General features: G+C 47.8%; 20 protein-coding genes and 5 tRNA genes. 23 read left to right on the forward strand and 2 right to left on the reverse strand.

Annotated elements, in window-relative coordinates; translation table 11 throughout:
• The first annotated feature begins 247 nt into the window (after nt 1-247).
• The 22 genes from FNE76_RS06335 to FNE76_RS06440 all read left to right on the forward strand — a co-directional run bounded on the left by FNE76_RS06335 (nt 248) and on the right by FNE76_RS06440 (nt 24,486).
• Nucleotides 248-320 (forward strand) — tRNA-Thr (locus FNE76_RS06335).
• A 2-nt stretch (nt 321-322) separates the two neighbouring features.
• Nucleotides 323-408: transfer RNA gene (locus FNE76_RS06340), tRNA-Tyr, on the forward strand.
• Nucleotides 409-410: 2 nt separating this feature from the next.
• Nucleotides 411-487: transfer RNA gene (locus FNE76_RS06345), tRNA-Gly, on the forward strand.
• Between the two features lie 20 nt (nt 488-507).
• A tRNA-Thr gene (locus FNE76_RS06350) sits at nt 508-583 on the forward strand.
• A 53-nt stretch (nt 584-636) separates the two neighbouring features.
• On the forward strand, nt 637-1,836 hold the full coding sequence (gene tuf, locus FNE76_RS06355; RefSeq protein WP_120947838.1) for an elongation factor Tu: 1,200 nt from the start codon (nt 637-639) through the stop codon (nt 1,834-1,836).
• Nucleotides 1,837-1,849: 13 nt separating this feature from the next.
• Complete coding sequence (gene rpmG / locus FNE76_RS06360) at nt 1,850-2,008, forward strand: 50S ribosomal protein L33 (protein WP_006017816.1); 159 nt, start codon at nt 1,850-1,852, stop codon at nt 2,006-2,008.
• Nucleotides 2,009-2,025: 17 nt separating this feature from the next.
• Nucleotides 2,026-2,101, forward strand: a tRNA-Trp gene (locus FNE76_RS06365).
• A 29-nt stretch (nt 2,102-2,130) separates the two neighbouring features.
• Complete coding sequence (secE, locus tag FNE76_RS06370; RefSeq protein WP_120947839.1) at nt 2,131-2,310, forward strand: preprotein translocase subunit SecE; 180 nt, start codon at nt 2,131-2,133, stop codon at nt 2,308-2,310.
• Between the two features lie 15 nt (nt 2,311-2,325).
• Nucleotides 2,326-2,853, forward strand: coding sequence for a transcription termination/antitermination protein NusG (gene nusG / locus FNE76_RS06375; RefSeq protein ID WP_143928436.1), 528 nt, complete (start codon nt 2,326-2,328; stop codon nt 2,851-2,853).
• A 9-nt stretch (nt 2,854-2,862) separates the two neighbouring features.
• A complete protein-coding gene (gene rplK, locus FNE76_RS06380) occupies nt 2,863-3,288 on the forward strand; it encodes a 50S ribosomal protein L11 (protein WP_120947840.1) in 426 nt (141 codons plus the stop codon).
• Between the two features lie 10 nt (nt 3,289-3,298).
• Complete coding sequence (rplA, locus tag FNE76_RS06385) at nt 3,299-4,000, forward strand: 50S ribosomal protein L1 (RefSeq protein WP_120947841.1); 702 nt, start codon at nt 3,299-3,301, stop codon at nt 3,998-4,000.
• Nucleotides 4,001-4,083: 83 nt separating this feature from the next.
• A complete protein-coding gene (gene rplJ / locus FNE76_RS06390) occupies nt 4,084-4,566 on the forward strand; it encodes a 50S ribosomal protein L10 (protein ID WP_143928432.1) in 483 nt (160 codons plus the stop codon).
• A 9-nt stretch (nt 4,567-4,575) separates the two neighbouring features.
• A complete protein-coding gene (gene rplL, locus FNE76_RS06395; protein WP_120947843.1) occupies nt 4,576-4,950 on the forward strand; it encodes a 50S ribosomal protein L7/L12 in 375 nt (124 codons plus the stop codon).
• A gap of 121 nt (nt 4,951-5,071) precedes the next feature.
• Nucleotides 5,072-13,765, forward strand: a complete 8,694-nt coding sequence (locus FNE76_RS06400; protein ID WP_120947844.1) for a DNA-directed RNA polymerase subunit beta/beta' — start codon at nt 5,072-5,074, stop codon at nt 13,763-13,765.
• A 412-nt stretch (nt 13,766-14,177) separates the two neighbouring features.
• The gene (gene purE, locus FNE76_RS06405; protein WP_120947845.1) at nt 14,178-14,657 is read left to right on the forward strand and encodes a 5-(carboxyamino)imidazole ribonucleotide mutase; all 480 of its coding nucleotides are present in this window, start codon (nt 14,178-14,180) and stop codon (nt 14,655-14,657) included.
• Nucleotides 14,654-15,364, forward strand: coding sequence for a phosphoribosylaminoimidazolesuccinocarboxamide synthase (purC, locus tag FNE76_RS06410; protein ID WP_120947846.1), 711 nt, complete (start codon nt 14,654-14,656; stop codon nt 15,362-15,364). The genes purE and purC overlap by 4 nt, the downstream gene beginning before the upstream one ends.
• A gap of 1 nt (nt 15,365) precedes the next feature.
• The gene (purF, locus tag FNE76_RS06415) at nt 15,366-16,763 is read left to right on the forward strand and encodes an amidophosphoribosyltransferase (protein ID WP_120955488.1); all 1,398 of its coding nucleotides are present in this window, start codon (nt 15,366-15,368) and stop codon (nt 16,761-16,763) included.
• A gap of 12 nt (nt 16,764-16,775) precedes the next feature.
• The gene (gene purM, locus FNE76_RS06420) at nt 16,776-17,789 is read left to right on the forward strand and encodes a phosphoribosylformylglycinamidine cyclo-ligase (protein ID WP_120947847.1); all 1,014 of its coding nucleotides are present in this window, start codon (nt 16,776-16,778) and stop codon (nt 17,787-17,789) included.
• Complete coding sequence (locus tag FNE76_RS06425) at nt 17,783-18,463, forward strand: IMP cyclohydrolase (RefSeq protein WP_120947848.1); 681 nt, start codon at nt 17,783-17,785, stop codon at nt 18,461-18,463. The genes purM and FNE76_RS06425 overlap by 7 nt, the downstream gene beginning before the upstream one ends.
• Nucleotides 18,456-19,610 carry a phosphoribosylaminoimidazolecarboxamide formyltransferase gene (locus FNE76_RS06430; protein ID WP_120947849.1) on the forward strand — a complete coding sequence of 385 codons (1,155 nt, stop codon included), beginning with the start codon at nt 18,456-18,458 and terminating at the stop codon, nt 19,608-19,610. Before FNE76_RS06425 ends, FNE76_RS06430 begins: the two co-directional genes overlap by 8 nt.
• Nucleotides 19,611-19,618: 8 nt before the next feature.
• Nucleotides 19,619-20,851, forward strand: a complete 1,233-nt coding sequence (gene purD / locus FNE76_RS06435; protein WP_143928433.1) for a phosphoribosylamine--glycine ligase — start codon at nt 19,619-19,621, stop codon at nt 20,849-20,851.
• The gene (locus tag FNE76_RS06440; protein WP_143928434.1) at nt 20,848-24,486 is read left to right on the forward strand and encodes a phosphoribosylformylglycinamidine synthase; all 3,639 of its coding nucleotides are present in this window, start codon (nt 20,848-20,850) and stop codon (nt 24,484-24,486) included. Before purD ends, FNE76_RS06440 begins: the two co-directional genes overlap by 4 nt.
• A 2-nt stretch (nt 24,487-24,488) precedes the next feature.
• On the opposite strand, the gene FNE76_RS06445 is transcribed toward FNE76_RS06440, so the two are convergent.
• On the reverse strand, nt 24,489-24,992 hold the full coding sequence (locus tag FNE76_RS06445) for an isochorismatase family protein (RefSeq protein ID WP_120947852.1): 504 nt from the start codon (nt 24,990-24,992) through the stop codon (nt 24,489-24,491).
• 82 nt (nt 24,993-25,074) lie between these two features.
• On the reverse strand, nt 25,075-26,187 hold the full coding sequence (locus FNE76_RS06450; RefSeq protein WP_143928435.1) for a DegT/DnrJ/EryC1/StrS family aminotransferase: 1,113 nt from the start codon (nt 26,185-26,187) through the stop codon (nt 25,075-25,077).
• A 55-nt stretch (nt 26,188-26,242) separates the two neighbouring features.
• Here FNE76_RS06450 and FNE76_RS06455 point away from each other — a divergent pair, with 55 nt between their 5' ends.
• Nucleotides 26,243-26,563, forward strand: coding sequence for a lipopolysaccharide biosynthesis protein (locus FNE76_RS06455; protein WP_235895365.1), 321 nt, complete (start codon nt 26,243-26,245; stop codon nt 26,561-26,563).
• Nucleotides 26,564-26,619: the final 56 nt, after the last annotated feature.

Consider the following 26,619-nt stretch of genomic DNA (forward strand, 5'->3'; position numbering starts at 1 on the left):
ACTTCCTTTGGTTTAGAAGAGGGGACAAAATGCAAATACACTTGTTTAGTGGTTTTGGTGTTAAAATCTGAGGGGTTGCCTAGGAGCATGGAACAAGACAAACAAACAAGACTTAAGATTTTTTGCACAGGCACTCCTTTTATTGGGGAATCGTGCATTATACTAAAAAGCGTTACACGCCACAAAATCTAAGGAGTCAAGAAAACTTGACAAATAGACAATGAAGTTGCTATAATATAAGTTTTATGCTGGCTTAGCTCAATTGGTAGAGCAGCTGCCTTGTAAGCAGCAGGTTGGGGGTTCAAGTCCCTTAGCCAGCTCCGGTGAGATACTCAAGTGGCCAACGAGGGCAGACTGTAAATCTGCTGGCTTTCGCCTTCCGTGGTTCGAATCCACGTCTCACCACCAGCGCGGGAATAGCTCAGTTGGCTAGAGCATCAGCCTTCCAAGCTGAGGGTCGCGGGTTCGAGTCCCGTTTCCCGCTCCAGTTAGGAGATTTGGCAAAGTGCCCATATAGCTCAGGGGTCAGAGCACTTCCTTGGTAAGGAAGAGGTCGGCGGTTCAATTCCGCTTATGGGCTCCAGTTGATGCAAATCCCTTAACGTGGCTTTTTAAAATTTTAGATAGGAGTCAAATATGGCAAAAGCAAAGTTTGAAAGAAATAAGCCCCATGTCAATGTCGGGACCATTGGGCATGTAGATCATGGCAAAACTACCTTGAGCGCGGCGATTTCTGCGGTGCTATCTCTCAAAGGTCTAGCCGAACTCAAAGATTATGACAACATTGACAACGCCCCTGAGGAAAAAGAGAGGGGTATTACCATTGCTACTTCTCACATTGAGTACTCCACAGAAAACCGCCACTATGCACATGTAGATTGTCCCGGACACGCTGACTATGTGAAAAATATGATCACCGGTGCCGCCCAAATGGATGGCGCGATTTTGGTTGTCTCAGCTGCTGATGGTCCCATGCCCCAAACCCGCGAACACATCTTATTAGCCCGTCAAGTGGGCGTACCCTATATCGTGGTGTTTTTGAACAAACAAGACATGGTCGATGACCAAGAGTTGTTGGACTTGGTGGAAATGGAAGTGCGCGAACTTTTGAGTCAATATGAGTTTCCCGGAGATGATACCCCTATCATTGCTGGCTCTGCTCTTAAAGCCCTGGAAGAAGCCAAATCAGGTAACGTAGGCGAATGGGGTCAAAAGGTTTTACAACTCATGGAAGAAGTGGATAAATACATCCCCACTCCCGAAAGAGATACTGAAAAAGCTTTCTTGATGCCCGTAGAAGATGTGTTTTCTATCGCTGGTCGAGGTACCGTGGTAACCGGTCGTATTGAACGCGGTGTGGTGAAAATCGGGGATGAAGTGGAAATTGTTGGCATTAAAGACACCCAAAAAACCACCGTTACTGGTGTGGAAATGTTCCGCAAAGAACTTGAAAAAGGTGAAGCTGGGGACAATGTGGGCGTGCTTTTGCGGGGCACAAAAAAAGAGGAAGTCTTCCGCGGTATGGTGCTTTGTAAGCCCGGCTCCATCACTCCCCATAAGAAATTTGAAGGCGAAGTCTATGTCCTCTCCAAAGAGGAAGGTGGTCGCCATACACCTTTTTTCAATGGCTATCGCCCCCAATTCTATGTCCGCACCACCGATGTAACCGGCTCTATCACTTTGCCTGAAGGCACAGAGATGATCATGCCCGGGGATAACACTAAAATTGTTGTGGAGCTCATTAGCTCTATTGCCCTAGAACTTGGGACAAAATTTGCGATCCGCGAAGGTGGTAAGACCGTGGGTGCGGGCGTGGTTACAAAGATCATTGAGTAGTTGGGGGATCATTGTGAAAGTTAAGGTAGGTTTGAAATGTTTGGGGTGTGAGGAGATCAACTACAGTACCACCAAGAACGCCAAAACAAACACAGAAAAACTGGAGCTCAAGAAGTTTTGTCGCAGAGAAAACAAGCACACCTTGCACAAGGAGATCAAGCTCAAGAGCTAGAGGATGGGGAGGGGTGAAGGTCAGTAGCTCCAATGGTAGAGCGTCGGTCTCCAAAACCGGTTGTTGGGGGTTCGAGTCCCTCCTGGCCTGCCAGTGGGTGTAAGATTTTAAAAGTGGGTGGCATGAAGAAGTTATTATCTCAGTATAAATTGACAAAAGAAGAGCTGTCAAAGGTGATTTTTCCGCTCAAAGAGCAGATTCGCAATGCCTTAGTATCCGTTTTGGTTGTGGTGACGATCATCACGCTATTTTTGACTTTGATAGATTTTGTTTTGTCGGCTTTTGTTTCTAGCGTGCTTTAGGGGAATTTAATGGGTATGGAGTGGTATGCGATCCAGACTTATTCGGGGAGCGAACAGGCGGTTAAAAAAGCCATTGAAAACATGGTGAGCGATCACAATATCGCCGATCGTGTCCAAGAGGTGATTGTGCCAACTGAGGATGTGATCGAGCTTTCTAAAAAGAGCAAGAATAAGGTTACTGAGCGGAGTTTGTATCCGGGTTATGTGTTTATCAAGGTCGATTTAGATGAAGTGCTTTGGCACAAAATCCAATCTTTACCTAGAGTGAATCGTTTTATTGGAGAAAGCAAGAAACCCACCCCTCTAGGGGAGGCTGATATTAGCAACATTTTAGAGAAAATGACCCACCGGGCAGCCCCCAAGCCCAAGATTTATTACGAACGCGGGGAGGTGGTGCGCATCATTGAAGGACCTTTTGCGAATTTTACGGCTGTCGTGGAAGAATACGATGTCGAGCACCGCAAGTTGAAGCTGAATGTGTCTATTTTTGGGCGCAATACTTTGATTGAGATTTTATATTCTCAAGTTGAAAAAATCATTTAAGGAGCATGCATGGCAAAAAAAGTTGTCGGCGAGATCAAGTTACAAATCCCCGCAGGCAAGGCTAACCCCTCTCCGCCCGTAGGTCCAGCTTTGGGTCAAAGGGGTGTGAATATCATGGAGTTTTGCAAGGCATTTAATGAGCGCACAAAAGACATGGGGAGTTTTAATATCCCCGTGATCATCACGGTTTATCAAGATAAAAGTTTCACTTTTATCACCAAAAAACCCCCCGTTACAGACTTGATTAAAAAAGCCAGCGGGGTCGCCAAAGGCTCAGATAACCCCCTTAAAAACAAGGTGGGTAAGCTCACCATGCAACAAGTCGAGGAGATCGCCCAAAACAAGATGGAGGATCTCAACACCACCACCCTAGAGGCAGCTAAAAAGATCGTCATGGGGAGTGCTAGGAGCATGGGCATCGAGGTTGTAGAGTAGGAGAGAAAACATGGCAAAAGTGGCAAAAAGATTGCAAAAATTAGCAGAAAAGTTTGATAAAGACAAGGTGCATAGCGTTCAAGAGGGCGTTAGTGTAGTCAAATCCCTAGCTTCGGCTAAGTTTGATGAAAGTGTGGAGGTGGCTTTGCGTCTAGGGGTCGATCCCAGACATGCCGATCAAATGGTGCGCGGAGCGGTGGTCTTGCCCCATGGCACCGGTAAAAAAGTGCGTGTAGCTGTCTTTGCTAAAGACATCAAACTAGATGAAGCTAAAGAGGCGGGGGCTGATGTGGTCGGGGGCGAGGATTTGGCTGAGGAGATCAAAAACGGGAATACCAGTTTTGACATGGTGATCGCCACTCCGGACATGATGGCGGTTGTGGGGAAGGTGGGGCGTATTTTAGGCCCTAAAGGCTTGATGCCTAACCCCAAAACTGGCACCGTTACGATGGATGTCAAAAAAGCCGTGAGTAATGCCAAAAGCGGGCAAGTCAATTTCCGCGTGGATAAAAAGGGCAATTTGCACGCCCCCATTGGCAAAGCGAGCTTTAGTGAAGAGCAGATCCAGCAAAACCTGTTGGAGCTAGTCCGCACACTTAATAAACTCAAACCCAATACCTCAAAGGGCAAATATATCCGCAATGGTGTGGTGTCTTTGAGCATGTCCCCGGGTGTGCGTTTGGATTGTCAAGAGTTGATGGACACAAAATAATTTATCTTAGACTTAAGAAACAAGGGCGCAAGCTTGATTTACTTTGGTAGCCTTGTGGAAGTCAGGTCGGAAAGGAGGAAACCATGAATAAAGAGCGAAAACAAGAGCTTGTGGTACGCTTAAAAGAGGCATTCGCCAGCATGGATGCGTTGGTGGTGTGTGATTATAAAGGCTTGCCAGTCAAGCACTTAGAGCAATTACGTAATGCTGCTAGAGTGCAGGGCATCCAAGTGCAGGTGGTCAAAAACACCTTAGCCCGCCTAGCCCTTCAAGAAGCGGGTCTAAGTCCCTTAGAGCTTAAAGAGACTAATATCTTTGTTTGGGGGAGCGATCAGATCGCTTTATCTAAATTGGTGATGGGCTTTGCTAAGGACCACAAGGATCATTTTCACATCAAAGCCGGGCTTTATGAAAAGCAAGCTGTGGATCGCGCGCATGTGGAGGCTATCTCCAAATTACCCAGCAAAGAAGAGCTTATTGGCATGCTCTTGTCTGTTTGGATGGCACCGGCAAGGTATTTTGTTACCGGTTTGGACAATTTGAGAAAAGCAAAAGAACAAGAATAAAGGATGACTATGGCAATTAGCAAAGAAGAAGTGTTAGAGTATATTGGGGGCTTGAGTGTTTTAGAGCTCTCAGAACTGGTTAAAGCGTTTGAAGAAAAGTTTGGCGTGAGCGCAACACCTGTGGCAGTAGCTGGAGCTGTAGCCGGAGCATCTACTGAAGTGGCTGAGGAAAAAACCGAGTTTAGCGTGGTGCTCGCTGAAACCGGGGCGGAAAAAATTAAGGTCATTAAAGTCGTGCGCGAGATCACCGGGCTAGGGCTTAAAGAGGCTAAAGAAGCCACCGAGAAAACCCCGCACGTACTCAAAGAAGGTGTGAATAAAGAAGAGTCTGAGGCCATCAAGAAAAAACTCGAGGAAGTGGGGGCAAAAGTCGAAATCAAATAGCTTTTTGTCTTTTTACAAAAAGGAGGGGAAGGGAGGGGAGATAAGTGGCGCAAGGATGTAGCGTGCGTTATTTAGGTCAATCTACCCAAAGCTTCAAATCCACCAATAAAGGTTTATAGACATGGATACTTTAAGGAATCGCTTACGCGCGGATTTTACACGACTCCCACAAGAGCTAGAAGTCCCCAACCTCCTACTCTTGCAAAAAGACAGCTATGAAGCGTTCTTATACGCCAAAGAAGGTAAGGAGAGCGGGATTGAACGGGTGTTTAAGTCTGTCTTCCCCATCCATGACACCCAAAACCGCATCACCCTTGAATATGGCGGGTGTGAGTATGGGAAATCCAAATACACCGTGAGAGAAGCCATGGAGAGAGGGATTACCTACTCTGTTCCCTTGAAAATTAAAATCCGTTTGATTTTATGGGAGAGGGATTCTAAGAGTGGGGAGAAACTGGGGGCTAAGGATATTAAAGAGCAAAATATTTTTATCCGTGAAATCCCCTTGATGACCGATCGCACTTCCTTTATCATCAATGGCGTAGAGCGCGTGGTGGTCAATCAGCTCCACAGGAGTCCGGGCGTGATTTTTAAAGAGGAAAAATCTTCTACCAGCGCAAACAAACTCATCTATACCGGACAGATCATTCCCGATCGTGGATCGTGGCTTTATTTTGAATACGATGTGAAAGATATCTTGCATGTGCGCATTAACAAACGGCGTAAAGTCTCAGCCACTATTTTATTCCGGGCTCTAGGTTATAGCAAACAGGACATTATTAAAATTTTCTACCCGTTGTTAAAGGTGCGCTACAAAGCTATCAGCCCCACAGAGGGTAAATACTTTATCCCCTTTGAGAGCATTGATGCCAATAGCCGGGTAGATTTTGATCTCAAGGACGATCAGGGGAATATTTTACTGGCAGCGACCAAAAAGATCACTGCTAAAAAAGCCAGAGAAATTAAAGAAAGCGGGGTAGAGTGGGTCGAATACCCCACAAATATTTTGCTCAACCGCTACCTAGCCGAACCGGTTTTGGATAGTGATGGGGGCGTGTTGTTAGATACTCTAACCCAGCTAGAAGCCCCTAAACTAGACAAACTACGCGCCAGTGGCATTGAGGAATTTGTGATCGCCAATGATTTGGCTTTAGGGCATGATGCTTCCATCATCAAATCCTTTGGCACCGATGCCGAATCGCTCAAAAACGAATCGCTCAAATTGCTCAGACAGAGTGAGAAAATAGAGGACGAAAATGCCCTAGCGGCTGTGCGTATTTACAAGGTGATGCGCCCGGGGGATCCTGTAACCCCAGACGTGGCTAAGGCTTATGTGCAACAACTCTTTTTTGATCCCGAACGCTATGACTTAACGATGGTTGGGCGCATGAAAATGAACCACAAATTGCATTTAAAAGTACCCGATTATGTCACCGTGCTCACCCATGAGGACATCATTGAGACGGTCAAATACTTGATCAAGATTAAAAACGCTGAAGGGCAGATTGACGATCGCGATCACTTGGGTAACCGCCGTATCCGTGCTGTGGGCGAGCTCTTAGCAAACGAATTGCACGAGGGCTTGATGAAAATGCAAAAGAGCATTAAAGATAAGCTCACCACTATGAACACTGCCCTAGATACGCTCATGCCTCATGATTTGGTCAATTCTAAGATGATCACCAGCACCATTTTAGAGTTTTTCATGAGCGGGCAACTCTCCCAGTTCATGGATCAAACCAATCCGCTATCCGAGGTTACACACAAACGCCGTTTGTCCGCTTTGGGTGAGGGGGGGCTAGTCAAGGATCGCGTAGGCTTTGAGGCACGCGATGTGCACCCCACCCACTATGGGCGTATCTGCCCCATTGAGACCCCAGAGGGGCAAAATATCGGGCTAATTAACACCCTATCCACCTTTACCCGTGTCAATGACCTAGGTTTCATTGAAGCTCCTTATAAAAAGGTGGTGGATGGTAAGGTTAGCGATGAAGTGGTGTATTTGACTGCAATCCAAGAGGAAGGGCAGGTGATCGCACCTGCTAGCACACGGGTGGATAAACAAGGCTATATCCAAGAGGATTTAGTGGAAACACGTGTGGGCGGGGAAATTGTGCTCAATGAAAAACACAAGGTTACTTTAATGGATTTAAGCTCGCGCATGCTGGTGGGCGTGGCCGCCTCGCTCATCCCCTTTTTAGAACATGACGATGCTAACCGCGCGCTTATGGGCACCAACATGCAACGCCAAGCCGTGCCCCTTTTAAAGGCAGAAACGCCCATCGTGGGCACCGGCATTGAAAAGATCATCGCCCGCGATTCGTGGGGGAGCGTGAAGGCCCAGCGTGGGGGGGTTGTCGAAAAAGTGGATTCCAAAAACATCTACATTTTAGGGGAGGATGACAAAGAAACCTACATTGATGCCTATTTGTTGCAAAAAAACCTACGCACCAACCAAAACACCTGTTTTAACCAAGTTCCCATTGTCAAAGTGGGCGATGTGGTGGAGGCAGGGCAGATCATTGCCGATGGCCCCAGCATGGATCAAGGTGAGTTGGCTTTAGGGAAAAATATCCGTGTGGCGTTCATGCCTTGGAATGGCTATAACTTTGAAGATGCAATCGTGGTGAGCGAGAAGATCACCAAAGAGGATATTTTTACCTCCGTGCATATCTATGAAAAAGAGATTGAAGCTAGAGAGCTCAAACATGGGATCGAGGAGTTTAGCGCGGACATTCCCGATGTCAAAGAAGAAGAGGTTGCTCACTTAGATAGCGGGGGGATTGTCAAGATCGGAACTTATGTGAGTGCAGGCATGATTTTGGTAGGCAAGGTGTCCCCCAAGGGTGAGATGAAAAGCACGCCAGAGGAACGACTCTTGCGCGCCATCTTTGGGGACAAGGCTGGGCATGTGGTCAATAAATCTCTTTATTGCCCCCCCTCTTTGGAGGGGACGGTGATTGGGGTGAATATCCTCACCAAAAAGGGCTATGAAAAAGACGCGCGCGCCATTAGTGCCTATGAGGAAGAGAAGGCGGTGCTAGACATCGAGCACTACGATCGCCTAACCATGCTCAATCGCGAGGAACTTTTACAAATTAGCTCGATTTTCTCCAAAGAGCCCCTAGAGGAAGCCACGACTCTAAATGAGGTCGAATACGCTAAGGGTGATTGCATCCCTAAAGAGGTGGTGCTCGAGATCAACCGCTTTGCGCTCAATTCGCTCGCCAAGAAATACAAAAAAGAGGTCCAAGATCGCTTTGAGCAAATCAAAGCCAACTTCTTAGAGCAAAAGAAAATTTTAGGTCAAGAACACGAGGAAAAACTCTCGATCTTAGAAAAAGATGACATCTTGCCCAATGGGGTCATCAAGCAGGTTAAAATTTACATCGCCACCAAGCGCAAGCTCAAGGTGGGGGACAAAATGGCAGGACGGCATGGCAATAAGGGCATTGTCTCTAACATCGTCCCCATTGCCGACATGCCCTATACTGCCGATGGGCAACCGGTCGATATTGTGCTAAACCCCCTAGGCGTGCCCAGCCGCATGAATATCGGGCAGATTTTGGAAGTGCATTTGGGCTTGGTGGGCAAACAATTAGGGGATCAAATCAGCACCCTCTTAGAGCAACACAATGCGGACATGCTTAAAAAATTGCGCGCCAAAATGCTCGAGATCGCCCATGTGGTGAATGTGGATAACCATGATTTGGCTAAAATGCTGGAAAAGTGCAGCGATGAGGCACTTTTGGGCTATGCGCGCGATTGGAGTTCTGGAGTCAAGTTTGCCATCCCCGTTTTTGAGGGCATCTCTAGTGAGCAGTTCATGAATCTCTTTAAGCTAGCCCAAATTGATTTGGATGGCAAAACCGAGCTTTATGACGGGCGCACGGGTGAAAAGATGAAAGAACGGGTGAATGTGGGCTACATGTACATGCTCAAATTGCACCACCTGGTGGATGAAAAGGTGCATGCTAGAAGCACAGGACCCTATTCTTTGGTAACCCACCAACCTGTAGGCGGGAAGGCACTTTTTGGGGGGCAACGCTTTGGGGAAATGGAAGTTTGGGCATTGGAGGCTTATGGAGCAGCCCACACGCTTAAAGAGATGCTCACCGTGAAATCTGATGACATTAGAGGGCGTGAGAATGCCTATAAAGCCATTGCACGGGGCGAACATGTGGGCGAATCTGAAATCCCGGAAACCTTTTATGTTTTGACCAAAGAATTACAATCTTTGGGGCTAGATGTGAATATCTTTAATGAGGAAGTGGATGAATTTGGCGCGCCTAAACCCATTGTGATCAAAGAGGACGATCGCCCCAAAGACTTTAGCTCCTTCCAACTCACTTTGGCTAGCCCGGATAAAATCAAAGAGTGGAGCTATGGGGAGGTTAAAAAGCCCGAGACGATCAATTACCGCACCCTCAAGCCCGAGCGCGACGGACTCTTTTGTATGAAAATCTTTGGACCTACCAAGGATTATGAATGCCTGTGTGGCAAATACAAAAAACCCCGCTACAAAACCATCGGCACTTGTGAAAAATGTGGGGTAGCAATCACCAGCTCCAAAGTGCGCTCCTTTAGAATGGGGCATATTGAGCTAGCCACGCCCGTAGCGCATATTTGGTATGTGAGCTCTCTACCTAGCCGCATTGGTACGCTACTAGGGATCAAGATGAAGGACTTAGAACGCGTACTTTACTATGAAGCCTACATTGTCAAAGAACCCGGCGAGGCTTTTTATGATAGCGAATGCACCAAACCCATTTGCAAATATGACATTTTAAATGAGGAGCAATTCCAAAGCGTGGCGCGCCTCAATGAAGATAAGGGTTTTGTGGCACACATGGGCGGGGAGGTGATCAAGGACCTTTTAGAAGAGTTGGATTTAGTCGCTTTGCTCAGAAGCTTAAAAGAGGATGTCAAGGAGACCAATTCAGATGCCAAGAAAAAGAAACTCATCAAACGGCTTAAAGTGGTGGAGAGTTTCTTAAATTCAGGCAATCGCCCCGAGTGGATGATGCTCACCGCCCTGCCCGTGCTACCCCCCGATTTGCGCCCGCTCGTGGCTTTGGATGGAGGCAAATTTGCTGTCAGCGATGTCAATGAGCTCTACCGTCGCGTGATTAATCGCAACCAACGCCTGAAACGACTCATGGAATTGGGTGCGCCGGAAATCATTGTGCGCAATGAAAAACGCATGTTGCAAGAGGCCGTAGATGCCTTATTTGATAATGGCAGAAATGCTAACGCCGTTAAGGGTGCCAACAAACGTCCCTTAAAATCGCTCTCAGAGATCATCAAGGGCAAACAAGGGCGTTTCCGCCAAAACTTGTTGGGCAAACGGGTGGATTTCTCGGGGCGTAGCGTGATTGTGGTGGGGCCTAATTTGCGCATGGATGAATGCGGGTTGCCTAAAAACATGGCCTTAGAACTCTTCAAACCCCATTTGCTCTCCAAGCTAGAGGAAAAGGGCTTTGCAACCACCCTCAAGCAAGCCAAGCGCATGATCGAGCAAAAAAGCAATGAAGTTTGGGAATGCTTAGAGGAAATCGTGCAAGGCTATCCTGTCTTGCTCAACCGCGCCCCCACTTTGCACAAACAATCAATTCAAGCCTTCCACCCCAAACTCATTGATGGCAAGGCGATTCAGTTACACCCCTTAGTGTGTTCGGCTTTCAACGCCGACTTTGATGGGGATCAAATGGCTGTGCATGTGCCCTTAAGCCAAGAAGCCATCACCGAGTGCAAGGTTTTAATGCTAAGTTCGATGAATATTTTATTGCCTGCTAGTGGTAAGGCGGTCGCCGTGCCCAGCCAAGATATGGTGCTAGGACTTTACTACCTCTCTTTGGAAAAGAGTGGGGTATTAGGGGAGCATAAACTCTTTTCCAGCGTGCATGAGGTTTTGATGGCTGTGGATACCAAGGTGCTAGATTTGCATGCTAAGGTGCGTGTCTTGCACGATCGCCACATTTTACACACCACTGCTGGGCGTTTGGTTTTAAAATCCATTTTGCCCGACTTTGTGCCCATACACCTATGGAATAAAATGATGACCAAAAAGGACATTGGGGCATTGGTGGATTTTGTGCATAAAGAAAGCGGGATTGGGGCGAGTGCGCGCTTTTTAGACAATCTCAAAATGCTAGGCTTCCGCTACGCCACTAAGGCTGGAATCTCCATTTCTATGGAAGATATTATCACACCCAAAAATAAAATCCGCATGGTGGAAAATGCCAAAGAAAAGGTGCGGGCAATCCAAGCGCAATTTGAGGGTGGGCATTTAACTACACAAGAACGTTACAATAAAATCATTGACATTTGGACGGAGGTCAATGATTTGATGAGCAAGGAAATGATGCAAGCCATTGCGGAGGACAAAGAGGGCTTTAACTCCATCTATATGATGGCTAATAGCGGGGCACGTGGCTCGGCTGCCCAAATCCGGCAACTCTCTGCGATGCGTGGGTTGATGACCAAACCGGATGGTACGATCATTGAAACGCCTATTATCTCCAACTTTAAAGAGGGTTTGAATGTCCTAGAATATTTTAACTCCACGCACGGGGCACGTAAGGGGTTAGCCGATACGGCATTGAAAACCGCCACGGCTGGTTATCTCACCCGTAAGCTCATCGATGTTTCCCAAAATGTCAAGGTCGTGCAAGAGGATTGTGGCACGCATGAGGGAATCGAGATTACAGACATCACCGTAGGGAGTGAGCTGATCGAGCCCTTAGAAGAGCGCATTTTTGGGCGCGTCTTAGTTGAGGACATCATCGATCCGCTCACAAATGAGGTTTTGTTAAACGCCGATACAATGGTGGATGAGGAGAAGGCTAAAAAAATCATTGAAGCGGGGATCAAATCCGTAACGATTCGCACGCCCGTAACCTGTAAGGCACAAAAGGGCGTGTGTGCCAAATGCTATGGCTTAAACTTGGGCGAGGGCAAGATGGTCAAACCCGGGGAGGCTGTGGGCGTGGTGGCGGCCCAATCCATTGGGGAGCCGGGCACACAATTAACCCTAAGGACTTTCCATGTGGGCGGGACGGCTTCAAGGAGCCAAGAAGAACATGAAATTGTGGCAAACAATGAGGGTTTTGTGCGCTTCTTTAATATCAAAACCTACCAAAACAAGGAGGGTAAAAATATTATTGTCAATCGCCGCAACGCAGCGATTCTTGTGGTTGAGCCCAAGATCAAAGCCCCTTTTGCTGGCGTGTTGAAAATTGATAGCGCGCATGAAGAGGTCGTTTTGAGCGTGGTGGGTGAGGGGCAAGAGGCTAAGTTTGTGCTTAGAAAGAGCGATGTGGCCAAACCCAATGAGTTAGCAGGCGTGAGTGGCAAGATTGAGGGCAAAATTTATTTGCCCTATGCCAGCGGGCATGCCGTGCGTGAGGGTGGGAGCATTGCTGACATCATTAAAGATGGCTGGAATGTGCCTAACCGTATCCCCTATGCAAGTGAAATTGCCATCAATGATAACGACCCCATCACTCAAGAAATCAGTGCCAAAGAGAGGGGCGTAGTGAAGTATTACCACTTGGTAGGCGATCACTTGGAACGCTCTAGGGGTATTCGGGCAGGTGATGTGGTGCAAGAAAAGGGTTTGTTTGCTGTGGTGGCCGATGAGAACGATCAAGAGGCAATCCGCCACTACATCGCTAGAGATTCGGTTGTGGAAGTTGATGACAATAGTCCTGTTGAAAGCGATACGCTCTTAGTCAGACCCAGTCAAGACACTAAGAATGTGATCGCCTCTTGGGACCCTTACAACACGCCTATTATTGCTGATGCCAGCGGGGTTGTGCGTTACATGGACATTATTTCTGGAGTGAGTGCAACTGAGAGTGAGGATGAAAATACGGGGGTGCGCACTTTGGTGATCAATGAATATATCCCCAGTGGTTACAAGCCCAGTCTATTATTGGAGACAGATGGGCAGAGTATCCAGTATTTGCTAGAGCCCAAAACCTCTATTGTGGTCAATGAGGGCATGGCCGTTGAGGTTGCCGACATCTTGGCTAAAATCCCCAAAGCCACCATCAAATCTAAAGACATCACGGGGGGCTTGCCCCGGGTTTCTGATATTTTTGAGGCTAGAAAATCCAAGCCCAAAGACATCGCGATTCTTTCTGAAATTGATGGGGTGGTGAGCTTTGGCAAGAGCGCGCGCAATAAAGAGCGGGTTTTGATCACCTCTGCTGATGGGCGTAGCGTGGAATATTTTGTGGATAAGGGCAAGCAGATTTTAGTCCACGCCAATGAATTTGTGCATGCAGGCGAGGCGATCACTGATGGCGTGGTGAGCAGTCATGACATCTTGCGCATTAGCGGGGAAAAAGAGTTGCACAAATACATTGTGAGCGAGGTCCAACAAGTCTATCGCCGCCAAGGGGTGAGCATTGCCGATAAGCACATTGAGATCATCGTCTCCCAAATGTTACGCCAAGTGCGGATTTTAGATAGCGGGGATACTAAGTTCATTGAAGGCGATTTGGTGAGCAAAAAGCACTTTAAAGAGGAGAATCAGCGCATCTTAAGCCTCAAGGGTGAGCCTGCCATTGCTGAACCCGTGCTTTTGGGAATCACCCGTGCTGCCATTGGGAGTGATAGCATTATCTCAGCAGCCAGCTTCCAAGAGACCACAAAAGTGCTCACAGAGGCGAGCATTGCGATGAAAAAGGACTTCTTGGAGGACTTGAAAGAAAATGTCGTCTTAGGGCGCATGATCCCTGTAGGCACAGGGCTTTACAAGGATAAAAAAGTGGGGGTTAAAATTGAGGAGGAGCGTGCCAAACACTAATGAAAATCCCCCTTGCCCTATAGGGGCACAACTGGCTAACTAAAATTCTGGCATGTTTTGGGTGTTATAACCCCCATGCCATGCTGGGTATTTGGTGGGACTATCACAACCCAAGAATATATCTTCCATACACCCGACCCTAGACAGTTCCCAAGTTTCTAAGCCTTTAAAGTTTGTGCGCTCTGGCTGATAAAACAACCAACTCGGGTCCCTTAAGTCTCCAATATCAACTCCAGCCAAATGGACTTTTTTATTTTTGATTAATTTCTGAACACAACCATTAGCCTAAGTTTTGCCCATTTTGAGCTTATTAGCTTGAATTAATCTGTATTCACAAAATGCAATGGCTCAAAGCCGTTTTTGGGGCGTGATCTGCTAAAATAGGTTTTTATCCCTCATCTTAAGGTTTGCCATGGAAAAAGTTGCTGTGTTGATGGGGAGCCAGAGCGATACGCCGATCGTGCAAGAGGGGGTCAAAATCTTACAAGATTTTGGCGCACCCTTTGAATGGCGCATACTCTCAGCGCACCGCACCCCCCAAGCTCTCAAAAGTTTTGTTTTGGAGAGTGGTTGTAGCGTGTTTATCGCTGCTGCTGGCAAAGCCGCACATTTAGCAGGTGTGATCGCTTCGCTCACCACCCGCCCTATCATCGCTCTACCCATTTTAACCTCCGATCTAGGCGGGCTAGATTCCTTGCTCTCCAGTGTGCAGATGCCTAAAGGTATCCCAGTTGCCTGTGTGGGGATCAATGCGGCTAGCAATGCTGCACTACTGGCTTTACAAATACTCGCCCTAAACGATCCCCTTTTAGCCCAAAAACTCACTAAGCACCGCCAAGAGCAAGAATCTCAAGTCTTGCAAGCCGATCTTGAACTCCAAAGGCTCCTATGAAACCCACAACTCTTTTATACGAAGGCAAGGCTAAAAAAGTCTATGCCACCAGCGATCCGACTCTTTGCATTGTAGAGTATAAAGACAGCGCGACTGCTTTTAATGGAGCTAAAAAAGCCACTTTAGAGGGCAAGGGCGCGCTCAATAATGCCATTAGTAACCAGCTGATGGCGTATTTGCACGATCAAGGCGTGGCAACCCATTTTGTGGAAACACTCAGCCCCACCCAAAGCCTCGTCAAAAAGCTGGAGATGTTTGCCCTAGAGGTCATTGTGCGTAATTTGTGTGCGGGCTCGATGGCACAAAGATTGGGTATTGCAGAGGGCACAAGCTTTGAGAGCCCAGTTTTAGAGTTTTGCTACAAAAATGATTCTCTTGGCGATCCACTCATCAACGATCACCACGCCCTAGCCCTCAAACTGGCTAGTTTGGATCAATTAGAGCAGATCAAAGTCCTAGCCTTAAAAATCAATGCCCACTTGCAAGAGTATTTCAAGCCAAGAGGGATTATTTTGGTGGATTTCAAGTTAGAATTTGGGCACTCTGGTGGGCAGATCATCTTAGGCGATGAGATTTCCCCAGATACTTGCCGTTTTTGGGATAGCCAAACTCGCCAAAAACTCGACAAAGATCGCTTTAGACAGGATTTGGGCGGGGTGTGTGAGGCTTATGCGCTCATCTTAGAAAAGGTCTCTGTTAGGAGTTAGCATGGTTAAGGAAGAATGCGGGGTGTTTGGGGCTTTTGCCCCCACAAGTACCCAGCTAGCCCCCCTAGCTTATAATGCTCTGTGTGCCCTGCAACACAGGGGGCAAGAGGGCTGTGGGATCGCGCTCACACACAAGGGGCATATCACCTATTATAAAAATACGGGGCTAGTCAGCGAGGTTTTCACCCCCACTATCTTAGAACGCCTAGGTCAGGGGGAAATTTGTATCGGGCATGTGCGCTATGGCACCACAGGGGAGAATAACCGCACCAATACCCAGCCCATTGTGTTAAATCATATTAAAGAGCCCATTGCCATCGCCCATAATGGGAATTTGGTTAATTCTCTAGCCCTACGCTACGAATTGGAGCTCAAGGGCTGTATTTTCCACACCTCCAGCGACACAGAAGTGATCGCCTATTTGATCGCCAAGCACAGATTACACACCTCTAGCCTAGAAGAGGCGATTTTAGCCGCTGTGCCTAGCTTGCAAGGGGCTTACTCTCTAGTGATCATGACCGCTGATAAACTCATCGCCCTTAGGGATTGCTTTGGCTTTAGACCCCTATGCTTGGGGCAGACCCCTAGTGGGACTTACATTGTTGCCTCTGAGAGTTGTGCTTTAGATGCCTTAGGGGCATCTTTTATTAGGGATATCGATCCGGGTGAGATGGTGAGCATCGATTCTAGTGGCCTGCACGCCTGCTCTCTAACCCCCAAACAAGAACGCAAAATTTGCTCCTTTGAGTATATCTATTTTGCGCGGGGCGACTCTATGCTAGAGGGTAAAAGCGTGCATTTGGCGCGCTTGCGCGCAGGGGAATATTTGGCTCAAATTGCCCCCGCTCAAGCCGATGTCGTGGTGGGCGTACCTGATTCGGGGATTGATGCGGCTTTGGGCTATTCTAGAGCATCTAAGATTCCCTACGCTTTGGGCTTTATCAAAAACCGCTACATCACACGCACTTTTATTGCCCCTGAGCAAGAACGCACAGAGAAATTACGCCTCAAACTCAACCCGATCATTCCCAATCTACAAGGCAAAAAGATCGTGTTGATTGATGACTCCATTGTGCGGGGGAACACCACCAAACGCCTAGCCCAGCTATTGCGGGGGGTGGGGGTGCAAGAAATCCACATGCGAATCTCCTCCCCCCCCTTTTTGCACCCCTGTTTTTATGGGACAGACATTGATTCTCAAGAACATTTGATCGCCCACAAGCACAGCATTGAGGAAATCACCCAGCTTTTAGGTTTGGATTCGCTAGCCTACCTGCCCTTAGAGGGGATTGATTTTATGCTGGAGGGTTTGGGCTGTTGCAAGGCGTGTTTTTCAGGGCACTACCCCACCCCCACGCCCAAAGAAAAAATCACCCTCAAAGCCCCCACCCACATTTAAAGGAAAATTATAATGGAATCTTACAAGCAAGCGGGCGTAAATGTCCAAGCCGGTTATGAAGCGGTGGAACGCATGAAAAAACACATTGCGCGCACCAAAATCCAGCCCCTCAACACGATCGGGGGTTTTGCCGGGCTCTTTGCGCTGGATTTAAAGGATTATAGCCAGCCCGTGCTGGTGAGCGGAGCTGATGGCGTGGGGACCAAGTTAAAGTTGGCCTTCTTGTTGGAAGATCACAGCAGTATCGGGATCGATTGTGTGGCGATGTGTGTGAATGATGTTTTGTGCATGGGGGCTAAACCCCTGTTTTTTTTAGATTACATCGCCCTTGATAAAAACGAGCCTAGCAAGGTGGAAAGCATTGTCGCGGGCGTAGCACAAGGGTGCATCGAGGCGGATTGTGAGCTTTTGGGCGGGGAGAGTGCGGAAATGCCTGGATTTTATGCGCCTAAAGAATACGATTTAGCCGGCTTTTGTGTGGGGATTGTAGAACAATCCCAAATCTTAGACTCTAAGAGTGTGCAAGTGGGCGATGTGTTGATTGGGCTAGCCTCTAGCGGGTTGCATTCTAATGGTTTTTCTTTAGTGCGCCAAATTTTAGCCAATCAGAGAATCGATGCGCTACACACCGATTTTGAAGGGCAAAATCTAGCCCAAGTCTTGCTCACCCCCACGCGTATTTATGTTAAGCCCGTGTTAGAACTCTTGGCTAAAATCCGGGTTAAATCCATCGCACACATCACCGGTGGGGGTTTTTTGGAAAATATCCCCCGGGCTTTGCCTGATGGGCTAAAAGCTAAAATTGATCTAAAAGCCTTCCCCACCCCGCCTATTTTTGATTTTTTGCGCTCTTTAGGGGGGCTGGGGCTGTTGGAATGTTTTAGCGTGTTTAATATGGGCGTTGGGATGGTGATCGTGCTAGAGAGCGGGCATGCCAGCCAAGCTTTAGAGATTTTAAAACAAGCAGGGGTAAGTGCTTATGTGATCGGAGAAGTTGTTAGTGGGGAGGGGGTGGAGCTATGCTAGGCAAACAACGATATTTTGGGCGGGGTATTCTCATCGGGGCGAGTGGGGATTGTGTCTTTTTGGGGTATTTTTTGATGGGCAGGAGTGGGGCTAGCCAAAACCGATTTTTGAGCCTTGAGGGGGACAACGTTAAAATTTCTCTACTAGAACCCACAACTCAAGACACAACGCTCATCCTCTACCCGCCCTTAGTGCATGTGGGTGATCGCCAAATTGTGATTAGCAATGGGAGTCAAACTGAGGCGATTGTGCAAACCCTACAAGAGGAGGGGAGTTTTGAGGGGGCTTTGCGCACCCAAACTTTTGAGCCTGATGCGCCCCATTTCACGCCCCGCATTAGCGCGTTGGTTTGCTTAGATGGGGCAGACTTTAGTTACCAACTTAGCTTGATCAAAGCTCTAGAGCCGCCCGCTTGTGCGCGCTTTTTTTATAAATACGAGAGCGTGGCTGGGCGGGGGCATTTCTTGCATACTTACGATCATGATAACGACCCTTTGCCTGCCTTTTGTGGCGAGCCTAAGCCCCTTACAATCCCGCCTAGTTTGACTGAGTGGGGCGAAAGCCTATGGGAGGCACTGGATAGTGAATATAAAGTTGCGCTTTGTGTGCAGAGTGTGCATTTAAAAAGTGGCCAAGTGAAAACCCTCATTTTTAATAGGAAAACCCATGCCTAGTTTGCCCCTCAAATACGGAATCAACCCCCACCAGCTCCAAGCCTCTTTAAGTGCACCCACCCTCCCGCTTAAAATCCTCAATGGCAACCCTAGTTACATCAATTTTTTAGATGCGCTCAATGGCTACCAGTTGGTCAAAGAATTGGAATACGCTCTAAAGTGCCCCGCTGCCACCTCGTTTAAACATGCTAGCCCCACCTCTAGCGCGCTGGCTAGACCTCTTGAAGAGGCACGTTTAAAAGCCTATTTTTTAAGTCCGGCGATCAATGATTCGCCTATAGCCACTGCCTATGCACGCGCACGGGGGGCGGATCGGCTAAGCTCCTTTGGGGATTTTGTAGCTTTGAGTGCACCTTGCGATCTGGCTTGTGCGCAGATGTTAAGCGTTGAGGTGAGCGATGGGATCATCGCTCCTGACTTTGAGCCTAAAGCCCTAGAGTTGCTTAAGCAAAAGAAAAAGGGGGGGTATGTGATTTTACAAATCGATCCGAGCTACACCCCCCCACTTTTAGAAAAACGCGATGTTTTTGGGCTCACACTCACCCAAGAGCGCAACCATGCCCCCATTAACCTAGATTGTTTAAAAGACATTGTGAGTCAAAAAAAAGAGTTGCCCACGCAAGCTAAGGAAGATTTGATTTTGAGCCTCATCACGCTCAAATACACCCAGTCTAATTCCATTTGCCTAGCCTATGAGGGGCAAGCCATCGGGGTGGGGGCAGGGCAACAATCCCGCATTTATTGCACCAAGATCGCCGCTGATAAAGCCGATTTGTGGCATTTAAGAGTCCATCCCAAAGTCTTAGATTTGCCCTTTAGGCCCAAATTGCCCCGCCCCACTAGAGATAACCTCATCTATGCCTATCTCACCCACGGGCTTTCTCAAGCTGATTTAGAGCATTTCACGAGCCCGCCTGAACCCTTGAACCTAGAGGAAAAAGTAGGCTATCTCAAAGGGATTTGTGGCGTGAGTTTGGGGAGCGATGCGTTTTTTCCATTTAGTGATAGTTTGGAGCGTGCCGCCTTAAGTGGAGTGGGCTATGTGGCTCAAAGTGGGGGGAGCAAGCAGGATAAAAGCGTGATTGCCACCAGCGATGCACTGGGCATGGTGATGATCTTTACCCATTTGCGTTTATTCCACCATTAGGAGAATTGATGAAAATAGCCATTATTGGGAGCGGGGGGCGTGAGCATGCGATTTTAAAAAAAATTGCCTCTAAGGATCGCCAAATCTTTATGATCCCGGGCAATGCAGGCATGCAAGCTCCATGCGTGCCTCTGAGTGTAGGCGATCAACAAGGCATTTTAGAGTTTGCCCAAAAAGAGCGACTAGATTTCATTATTGTCGCCCCGGATAACCCATTGGTGGAGGGATTGGTGGATGTGCTAGAGGGGGCGGGCTTTGCTTGCTTTGGACCTAGAAAACAAGCCGCACGCTTAGAGGGCAGTAAGATTTTTGCCAAGGAGTTCATGCAGCGGCACAACATCCCCACTGCCCCCTACCAAGCTTTTGACAATTTCAAAGAGGCTCAAGCCTTTTTAGAGAGAACGCATTTCCCCCTAGTCATTAAAGCCGATGGGTTAGCTTTTGGCAAGGGGGTTATGGTGGTTAAGAGTGTTTTAGAGGGAGTCCAAGCCCTAGAGCAGATGATGGTGCATAAAATCTTTGGGAGCAGTGGGGAAAGGGTGATCATTGAAGAGTTTTTAGAGGGGGTGGAGGCTTCTATTCTTGCCTTTTGTGATAGCCATAACTTAAAGCTAATGCCCTCTAGCATGGATTACAAGCGGGCATTAGAGGGCAACAAGGGCTTAAACACGGGCGGGATGGGTTGCATTGCCCCCAACCCGCATTTCACCCCCCAAATTGCCAAAGAATGCCAAGAGAAAATTTTTGCCCCCACCCTAAAGGGTTTGCAAGCGGAGGGGCTGGATTTTAGAGGCTGTCTTTACTTTGGATTGATTTTAACCTCCCAAGGGGTCAGGGTTTTAGAATATAATTGCCGTTTTGGTGACCCAGAAGCCCAAACTCTCTTGCCCCTACTCCAAAGCGATTTGCTCCAAGTGATGCAGGCTTGCTCTAGGGGGGAATTAGAAAAACAAGAAGTCATCTTTAGCCCGCTGGCCTCTTGTTGTGTCGTACTCGCCTCTCAAGGGTATCCCCAAGAGTTTAGAACAGGGCACGCCCTCACCTACCCGCCCCATTTGGATATTTGTTTTGCAGGGGTCAGAAACACCCAAGAGGGGCTAGTCAATGCTAGTGGGCGGGTTTTAAGCATCACTAGCATAGCCCCTAGCTTAGAGCAAGCCCGCACCCTAAGTTATGAACGCATCGCCCAAATCCAGCTAGACAATGGCTATTATCGCCCCGATATTGGGAAAAACCTATGATCATCTATGTACAAAAAAAACCTGATTTTGATTTTCTAGCCCAAGAGTTGTTGGCCAAACTCCAAACCCTCTTAGTCCCCCATTTAGAACAAATCCGCTTGATTAACGCCTACTTGATTGAAAATGTGTCTGCTGAGGATTTAGAACGCGCGCGGGGCATTGTTTTTTTAGAAGCCCAAGTGGATGAATATTTGCCCGAGCTGGATTTGAACGATTGTGCGGGGTATTTTGCCCTCCAAACTCTAAAGGGGCAACTCTGCCCTAGAAGTGAGGCAGCGCAACTAGCCTTGCAGGTGTTAAATCCCAGTGCACCCACACCTCTAGTTGAGCATGCCAGTATTTACAAACTCTATGGGAATCTCAGTACCGAGGATATAAAATCCATCTGCACCTACTTAACCAACCCCCTAGAAAACCACGAAATCCCCCTACCCCTTAGCCAAGCTCAAGCAAGCATGCCCACCAGCCCCAAACTAGAACTAGCAAATTTTGCCAACCTGTCAGATTTTAGCCATTTTATCAGACAGCACCAACTTTGCCTCAGTCCAGAGGATTTAAAAATCATCCAAGAGCAACTCCCCAACCTCAATCTCTTAGAACTCAAAATTTTAGACACTTATTGGTCTGATCACTGCCGCCACAGCACTTTTTTAACCAAACTAGAGGTGCATCTAGATCACCCCCTAGCCCAAGAGATTTATGATCAATACCTCCAAGTGCGCCAAGAACTCGGGCATAACAAACCCATTAGCCTGATGGATTTATCCACCATCATGGCCAAATACCTAAGCGCACAAAACAAACTCCCCCAACTGGTGCAAAGTAGCGAAAATAACGCCTGCACTTTATCTATCAAGGTGCAGACCCCCCAAGGAGTTAAACCCTATTATCTCTTTTTTAAAAACGAAACCCACAACCACCCAACTGAGATCGAGCCTTACGGAGGGGCTTCTACTTGTGTGGGTGGGGCAATCCGCGATGTGCTTTCCGCCCGGGGTTATGTCTATGCGGCTTTACGCATTTCAGGCTGTGGCGATCCTTTAGAACCCATTGGAAAAACCCGAGCAGGCAAACTCCCACAAATTAAAATCGCTAAGCAAGCCACGCAGGGCTTTAGTAGCTATGGTAATCAAATTGGCGTGGCTACTGGGCTTGTCCAAGAGGTCTATCATAGAGGCTATAAAGCCAAACATTTAGAATTAGGCGCGGTGCTAGGGGTTGCCCCTCAAGAATGCGTGCAGAGTTTAGAGCCTGCTGTGGGCGATCTGATTGTATTACTAGGTGGGCGCACGGGGCGAGATGGCTTGGGGGGGGCTAGTGGGTCTTCTCGAGCCCACCAGATTCAATCTTTGGAGCTTTGCGGGGCGCAGGTACAAAAGGGCGATGCCTTGCAAGAGCGCAAATTGCAACGACTCTTTGCCAACCCGCATTTTACTAAGCTCATCAAGCGTTGTAACGACTTGGGGGCGGGCGGGGTGAGTGTAGCCATCCCGGAGTTAGCCAGCATGGGCGTGATCGTGCAACTAGATAAAATGCCCATAAAATATGCAGGTTTGAGCGCGTTCGATCTAGCCCTAAGCGAGTCTCAAGAGCGCATGGCAATTCTTATTGACCCCAAAGACTTAGACATGATCAACAAACTTTGTGAGAGTGAGGGGGTATTAAGCGCATGCGTGGGGCAGACAACGCCAAGCGGGTATTTTGAACTTTTTTATCACCAAAAACGCCTAGCACATATCCCCATAACACTTTTGCAAAGCGGGGGTGCACCCAGATTAGCCCATGCGCACATTAGCCAGAGTGCACACCTGCCTAAATGCGTCCATTCTTTTACCCTCAGTTTTGAAGCTCTCGCTTTGGGTTTGAATACTTGTTCTCAAAAAGGACTGGTGAGCCAATTTGACTCCACCATTGGGAGTAACACAATTTTTATGCCCTTAGGGGGGGCTTACCAAAGCACGCCCATCCAAGTGATGGCACACACAATCCCCTTTGAGCAAACCCATACTTGTTCGCTAGTGGCTTTTGGTTTTGATCCGCATGCATGCGCGCAAGAGCCCATCAAGGGGGGGTATTTTGCCGTGGTTACAAGTGTGTGTAAGCTGATAGCTTGTGGGGCGCAATTCAAAGATATTTATTTGAGTTTTCAAGAATACTTTGAATGTTTGGACAGCCCATCTAAATGGGGAAAGGCTTTAGGCACGTTGCTAGGCGCATTTTTAGCCCAAAAAAGACTGGGCATTGCCTGCATTGGGGGTAAGGATTCGATGAGTGGGAGTTTTGAGGATTTAAGCGTACCCCCCACTTTTATTAGTTTTGCCTTCTGTGCCCAAGAAAACCAACGCCTGATTAGCCCCGAATTCAAGGGTGCAAACCATTATCTCTATCTTTTGACCCCACCCCTAGATTTGCATGGTCTCCCCTATGATTTTGCAGAACTCTTCACTTATTTACACGCCCTGATCGTCCAAGAGGTGATCCTCTCCGCTTCTGCTTTGGGGCGCAAAGGCGCAGCGCAGGCGATTTTGCAGATGTGTTTGGGGAATAAAATTGGGGTTGAATTAGAAGAAGTGCCCCTAGATTTGCTCTTTGATCCGTGTTTTGGGGGCTTTGTGGTGGAATGCACACAAAAGTTGGATCGGGGGATTCTCTTGGGACACACCACAGCTAAAGCCCATATCAAACGCGTGTCTGCATGTTTGCCATTAAGCACCCTGCTAGAACTACTAGAACAACCTCTAGAACAACTTTACCCCACAAAAGCCCCCAAGGCTTTAGACCTACACACGCCTGCTAAGATTTTCTGCGATTTACCTAAAAGCCACACCAAGATCGCCAAACCGCGTGTACTCATCCCTGTTTTTGCAGGCACTAATTGTGAGATAGACACCCAAAAAGCCTTTGAGAGGGCGGGGGCTTTGGTGCGCTCTCTTGTCATCAATACTCTAACTCCTGAGTCTAGCACCGGATCAATACTAGCCATGCGCCAAGCTCTTAGAGAGTCCCAAATTTTATTTTTAGCTGGGGGCTTTTCGGGAGGCGATGAACCCGATGGGGCGGCTAAGATGATCAAAGCGTTTTTTTCCAACCCCAGCTTACAAGAGGCGATTTTAGCCCTTTTAAAACATCAAGACGGCCTCATTGGGGGGATTTGCAATGGGTTTCAGGCTTTGCTCAAAACCGGTCTCTTGCCCTTTGGGCGGTCTGTCCCTTCACAAGAAAATCACCCGACCTTACTGCCTAATTCTCTCCTACGCCACCAAAGCCAAATTGCCTATATCAAGGTGCGCTCAAATCGTTCGCCATGGCTGGCACGCACGCAAGTGGGGGAGATTTACGCTGTGCCCATCTCGCATGGGGAGGGACGTTTTTTTGCCCCACCTGCCATGCTTGGCGATCTAGCCCAAGGCGATCAAATTGCCACCCAGTATGTGGATTTGCAAGGCAATATTGCCCTAGAGACTCCCTTTAATCCTAATGGCTCACTCTGTGGCATTGAGGGGATCACCTCGGCTTGTGGGCGTATTTTTGGCAAAATGGGGCATACTGAGCGTTTTAAACCCGGTCTTTATCAAAATGTCCCGGGTCAGTTTGCCATGCCCATTTTTCAAGGTGCGGTGGATTATTACGCTTAAAGCTACTTGATAATTTGGGAGATGGTCTTAAACTGCGGGTGGGTGTAGGTTTGCATGCATTCAAAAGCGACAATTTCAGTCGATAAAATCCGCACCCCCAAGTGCCTTAACTCCTCTAGGGCTAGAGTTTTATTTTGCAAATCCCTAGAACTGGTGCAATCAGCTAACAAAGTTACCTCAAAGCCATGTTTTAAAAAATCTTTAGCACTCTGATAGACACAAACATGGGCTTCAATCCCCAAAAGGATGAGGGGGGATTTGTGGGTTGCGCTAAAAACGGGATAGGCACTAAAACTTTCTTTGTTCCAAGCCTCTTGAGTAAAATATTCCTTGATGGGGGCTAGAGTGGGGCCTAATTTTGCCGGGTTTTGCTCGGTGGCATAGATGGGGAGCTCTAAAGTGCGTGCAATTTTTAAAAACCGGGTGCAATTTTCTAGCAATAGATCTTTATTGGCCATCACGGAGAATAATCTTTCTTGAATATCAATCACCAACACACAAGACATGGAGGTCCTTTCTTTTTGCTATCTTAGCGTATATACTTAAAATTACATGTTATTTTGGCAGAATGGGTCTTATCCTATGGGGCTATTTTAAGCATGCCCCATTGATCACCTCAATAATAAAGCGTGTGGCCTCCAAGCTTTGGGTAGGGCTGATGGGCAGGCTCAAAATTTCTTGGCTAAAGCGTTGCGTGTTAGGTAGGTCTATGTGGCTGTATGTGCTTAAGAGTGGTTGTAAGTGGCAGGGGATGGGGTAGTGGATACTGGTTTCTATGGAATGCTTGGCTAAGTATTTTTGGAGCCGGTCTCTAGCGTGTGTGCGGATCACAAAGAGATGGAAAACATGTTCGTCAAAATTTCTAATCGGGGGCAAAACAATATGGGGGTTTGTAATGCCCTCCAAATAGAGTTGCGCCACCGCACGCCGTTTAGCATTGTCGCAATCTAAATGGGGTAGCTTGGCGTGTAAAAAGCTGGCTTGCAAACTATCCAAGCGTGAGTTAAAGCCCGCATAAAGCGCGTGATCTCTGCGTGGTGCACCATCATTGCCCAAAATACGCACCATTTCGATGACTTGTGGATCAGAGCTCAACACACAACCCCCATCGCCCAATGCGCCTAAATTTTTACTGGGATAAAAACTAAAGGCACTAGCATGCCCTAAGGAGCCTACCTTTTGACCCTCAAAGAGCGCACCATGCGCTTGGGCGGCATCTTCAAGTAACAAAAGTTGGTGTTTTTGCGCAACCGCTTGCAAGGCGCGCATATTAGCACTCTGCCCGTATAAATGCACCACTAGAATCGCTTTGCTTTGGGGCGTGATGGCAGATTCTACCAGTTTGGGGTCGAGCAAATAATCCACCCCCACATCGACAAATTGGGGGATCAAATCATTATGCAGAATGGCTAAAATGGTGGCAATAAAAGTAAAAGAGGGTACGAGAACACCCGCCCCCTTAGGGAGTGCCCCTAAGATTTGATAAGCCCTTAACATCAAGGTGAGCGCATCCAGTCCGCTATTCACACCGATTCCATAATCGCTTTGGCAATAATGGCTAAAGGCATGTAGAAAATCGGCACTAATGGGGGCATTGATGAAACTAGAATCGTCTAAATGATGGTCTAAAATCTGTTTAAAGCGTTCCTTGTAGGGCGCATGGAGAGTGTTTAAGTCTAAAAAAGGGTATTGGTAGGGCATGCACAACCTTAAGACATAATAATTTATAATGATACACCATCTTTGTAGGAAAGCCATGCGCATTTTTGTGATTCATCTCTCTAAACAGACTTGTTTAAAATATGGGCTTCGAGAGCGCAACGCCGAGCCCTTGTTAGAAAGTCTACAAAACCCTAAACACCCAGTAGAGGTCTTTGATGCGATCTATGCAAAAATCTCTAAGGGCTTACACCCTTTAGTACAACAACATGCCCACCCCTATTTTGTGCATACAAGCGTGCGACAAGATTTGGTGGGTAGAGTTTGTGGGGGGGGGGGGGGGGGGGGGGGGGGGTTTTTTGTGGGGGTGGGGGGTGGGGGGGGGGGTTTTGGGGGGGGGGTGGGTTGCTGGAAATAATAGCTATAAATGGTTAAAAAGATAAAGGAGAGCGCAACGGCTAGAATGAGTTTTAA

The organism is Helicobacter mehlei (genome assembly GCF_007280785.1).
Lineage (GTDB): Bacteria > Campylobacterota > Campylobacteria > Campylobacterales > Helicobacteraceae > Helicobacter > Helicobacter mehlei.

Bases quoted from the DNA above. Each gene is read 5' to 3' on its own strand.
- tuf (WP_120947838.1), top strand. From the start codon at position 637: ATGGCAAAAGCAAAGTTTGAAAGAAATAAGCCCCATGTCAATGTCGGG.
- secE (WP_120947839.1), top strand. From the start codon at position 2,131: ATGAAGAAGTTATTATCTCAGTATAAATTGACAAAAGAAGAGCTGTCA.
- nusG (WP_143928436.1), top strand. From the start codon at position 2,326: ATGGAGTGGTATGCGATCCAGACTTATTCGGGGAGCGAACAGGCGGTT.
- rplK (WP_120947840.1), top strand. From the start codon at position 2,863: ATGGCAAAAAAAGTTGTCGGCGAGATCAAGTTACAAATCCCCGCAGGC.
- rplA (WP_120947841.1), top strand. From the start codon at position 3,299: ATGGCAAAAGTGGCAAAAAGATTGCAAAAATTAGCAGAAAAGTTTGAT.
- rplJ (WP_143928432.1), top strand. From the start codon at position 4,084: ATGAATAAAGAGCGAAAACAAGAGCTTGTGGTACGCTTAAAAGAGGCA.
- rplL (WP_120947843.1), top strand. From the start codon at position 4,576: ATGGCAATTAGCAAAGAAGAAGTGTTAGAGTATATTGGGGGCTTGAGT.
- FNE76_RS06400 (WP_120947844.1), top strand. From the start codon at position 5,072: ATGGATACTTTAAGGAATCGCTTACGCGCGGATTTTACACGACTCCCA.
- purE (WP_120947845.1), top strand. From the start codon at position 14,178: ATGGAAAAAGTTGCTGTGTTGATGGGGAGCCAGAGCGATACGCCGATC.
- purC (WP_120947846.1), top strand. From the start codon at position 14,654: ATGAAACCCACAACTCTTTTATACGAAGGCAAGGCTAAAAAAGTCTAT.
- purF (WP_120955488.1), top strand. From the start codon at position 15,366: ATGGTTAAGGAAGAATGCGGGGTGTTTGGGGCTTTTGCCCCCACAAGT.
- purM (WP_120947847.1), top strand. From the start codon at position 16,776: ATGGAATCTTACAAGCAAGCGGGCGTAAATGTCCAAGCCGGTTATGAA.
- FNE76_RS06425 (WP_120947848.1), top strand. From the start codon at position 17,783: ATGCTAGGCAAACAACGATATTTTGGGCGGGGTATTCTCATCGGGGCG.
- FNE76_RS06430 (WP_120947849.1), top strand. From the start codon at position 18,456: ATGCCTAGTTTGCCCCTCAAATACGGAATCAACCCCCACCAGCTCCAA.
- purD (WP_143928433.1), top strand. From the start codon at position 19,619: ATGAAAATAGCCATTATTGGGAGCGGGGGGCGTGAGCATGCGATTTTA.
- FNE76_RS06440 (WP_143928434.1), top strand. From the start codon at position 20,848: ATGATCATCTATGTACAAAAAAAACCTGATTTTGATTTTCTAGCCCAA.
- FNE76_RS06445 (WP_120947852.1), bottom strand. From the start codon at position 24,992: ATGTCTTGTGTGTTGGTGATTGATATTCAAGAAAGATTATTCTCCGTG.
- FNE76_RS06450 (WP_143928435.1), bottom strand. From the start codon at position 26,187: ATGCCCTACCAATACCCTTTTTTAGACTTAAACACTCTCCATGCGCCC.
- FNE76_RS06455 (WP_235895365.1), top strand. From the start codon at position 26,243: ATGCGCATTTTTGTGATTCATCTCTCTAAACAGACTTGTTTAAAATAT.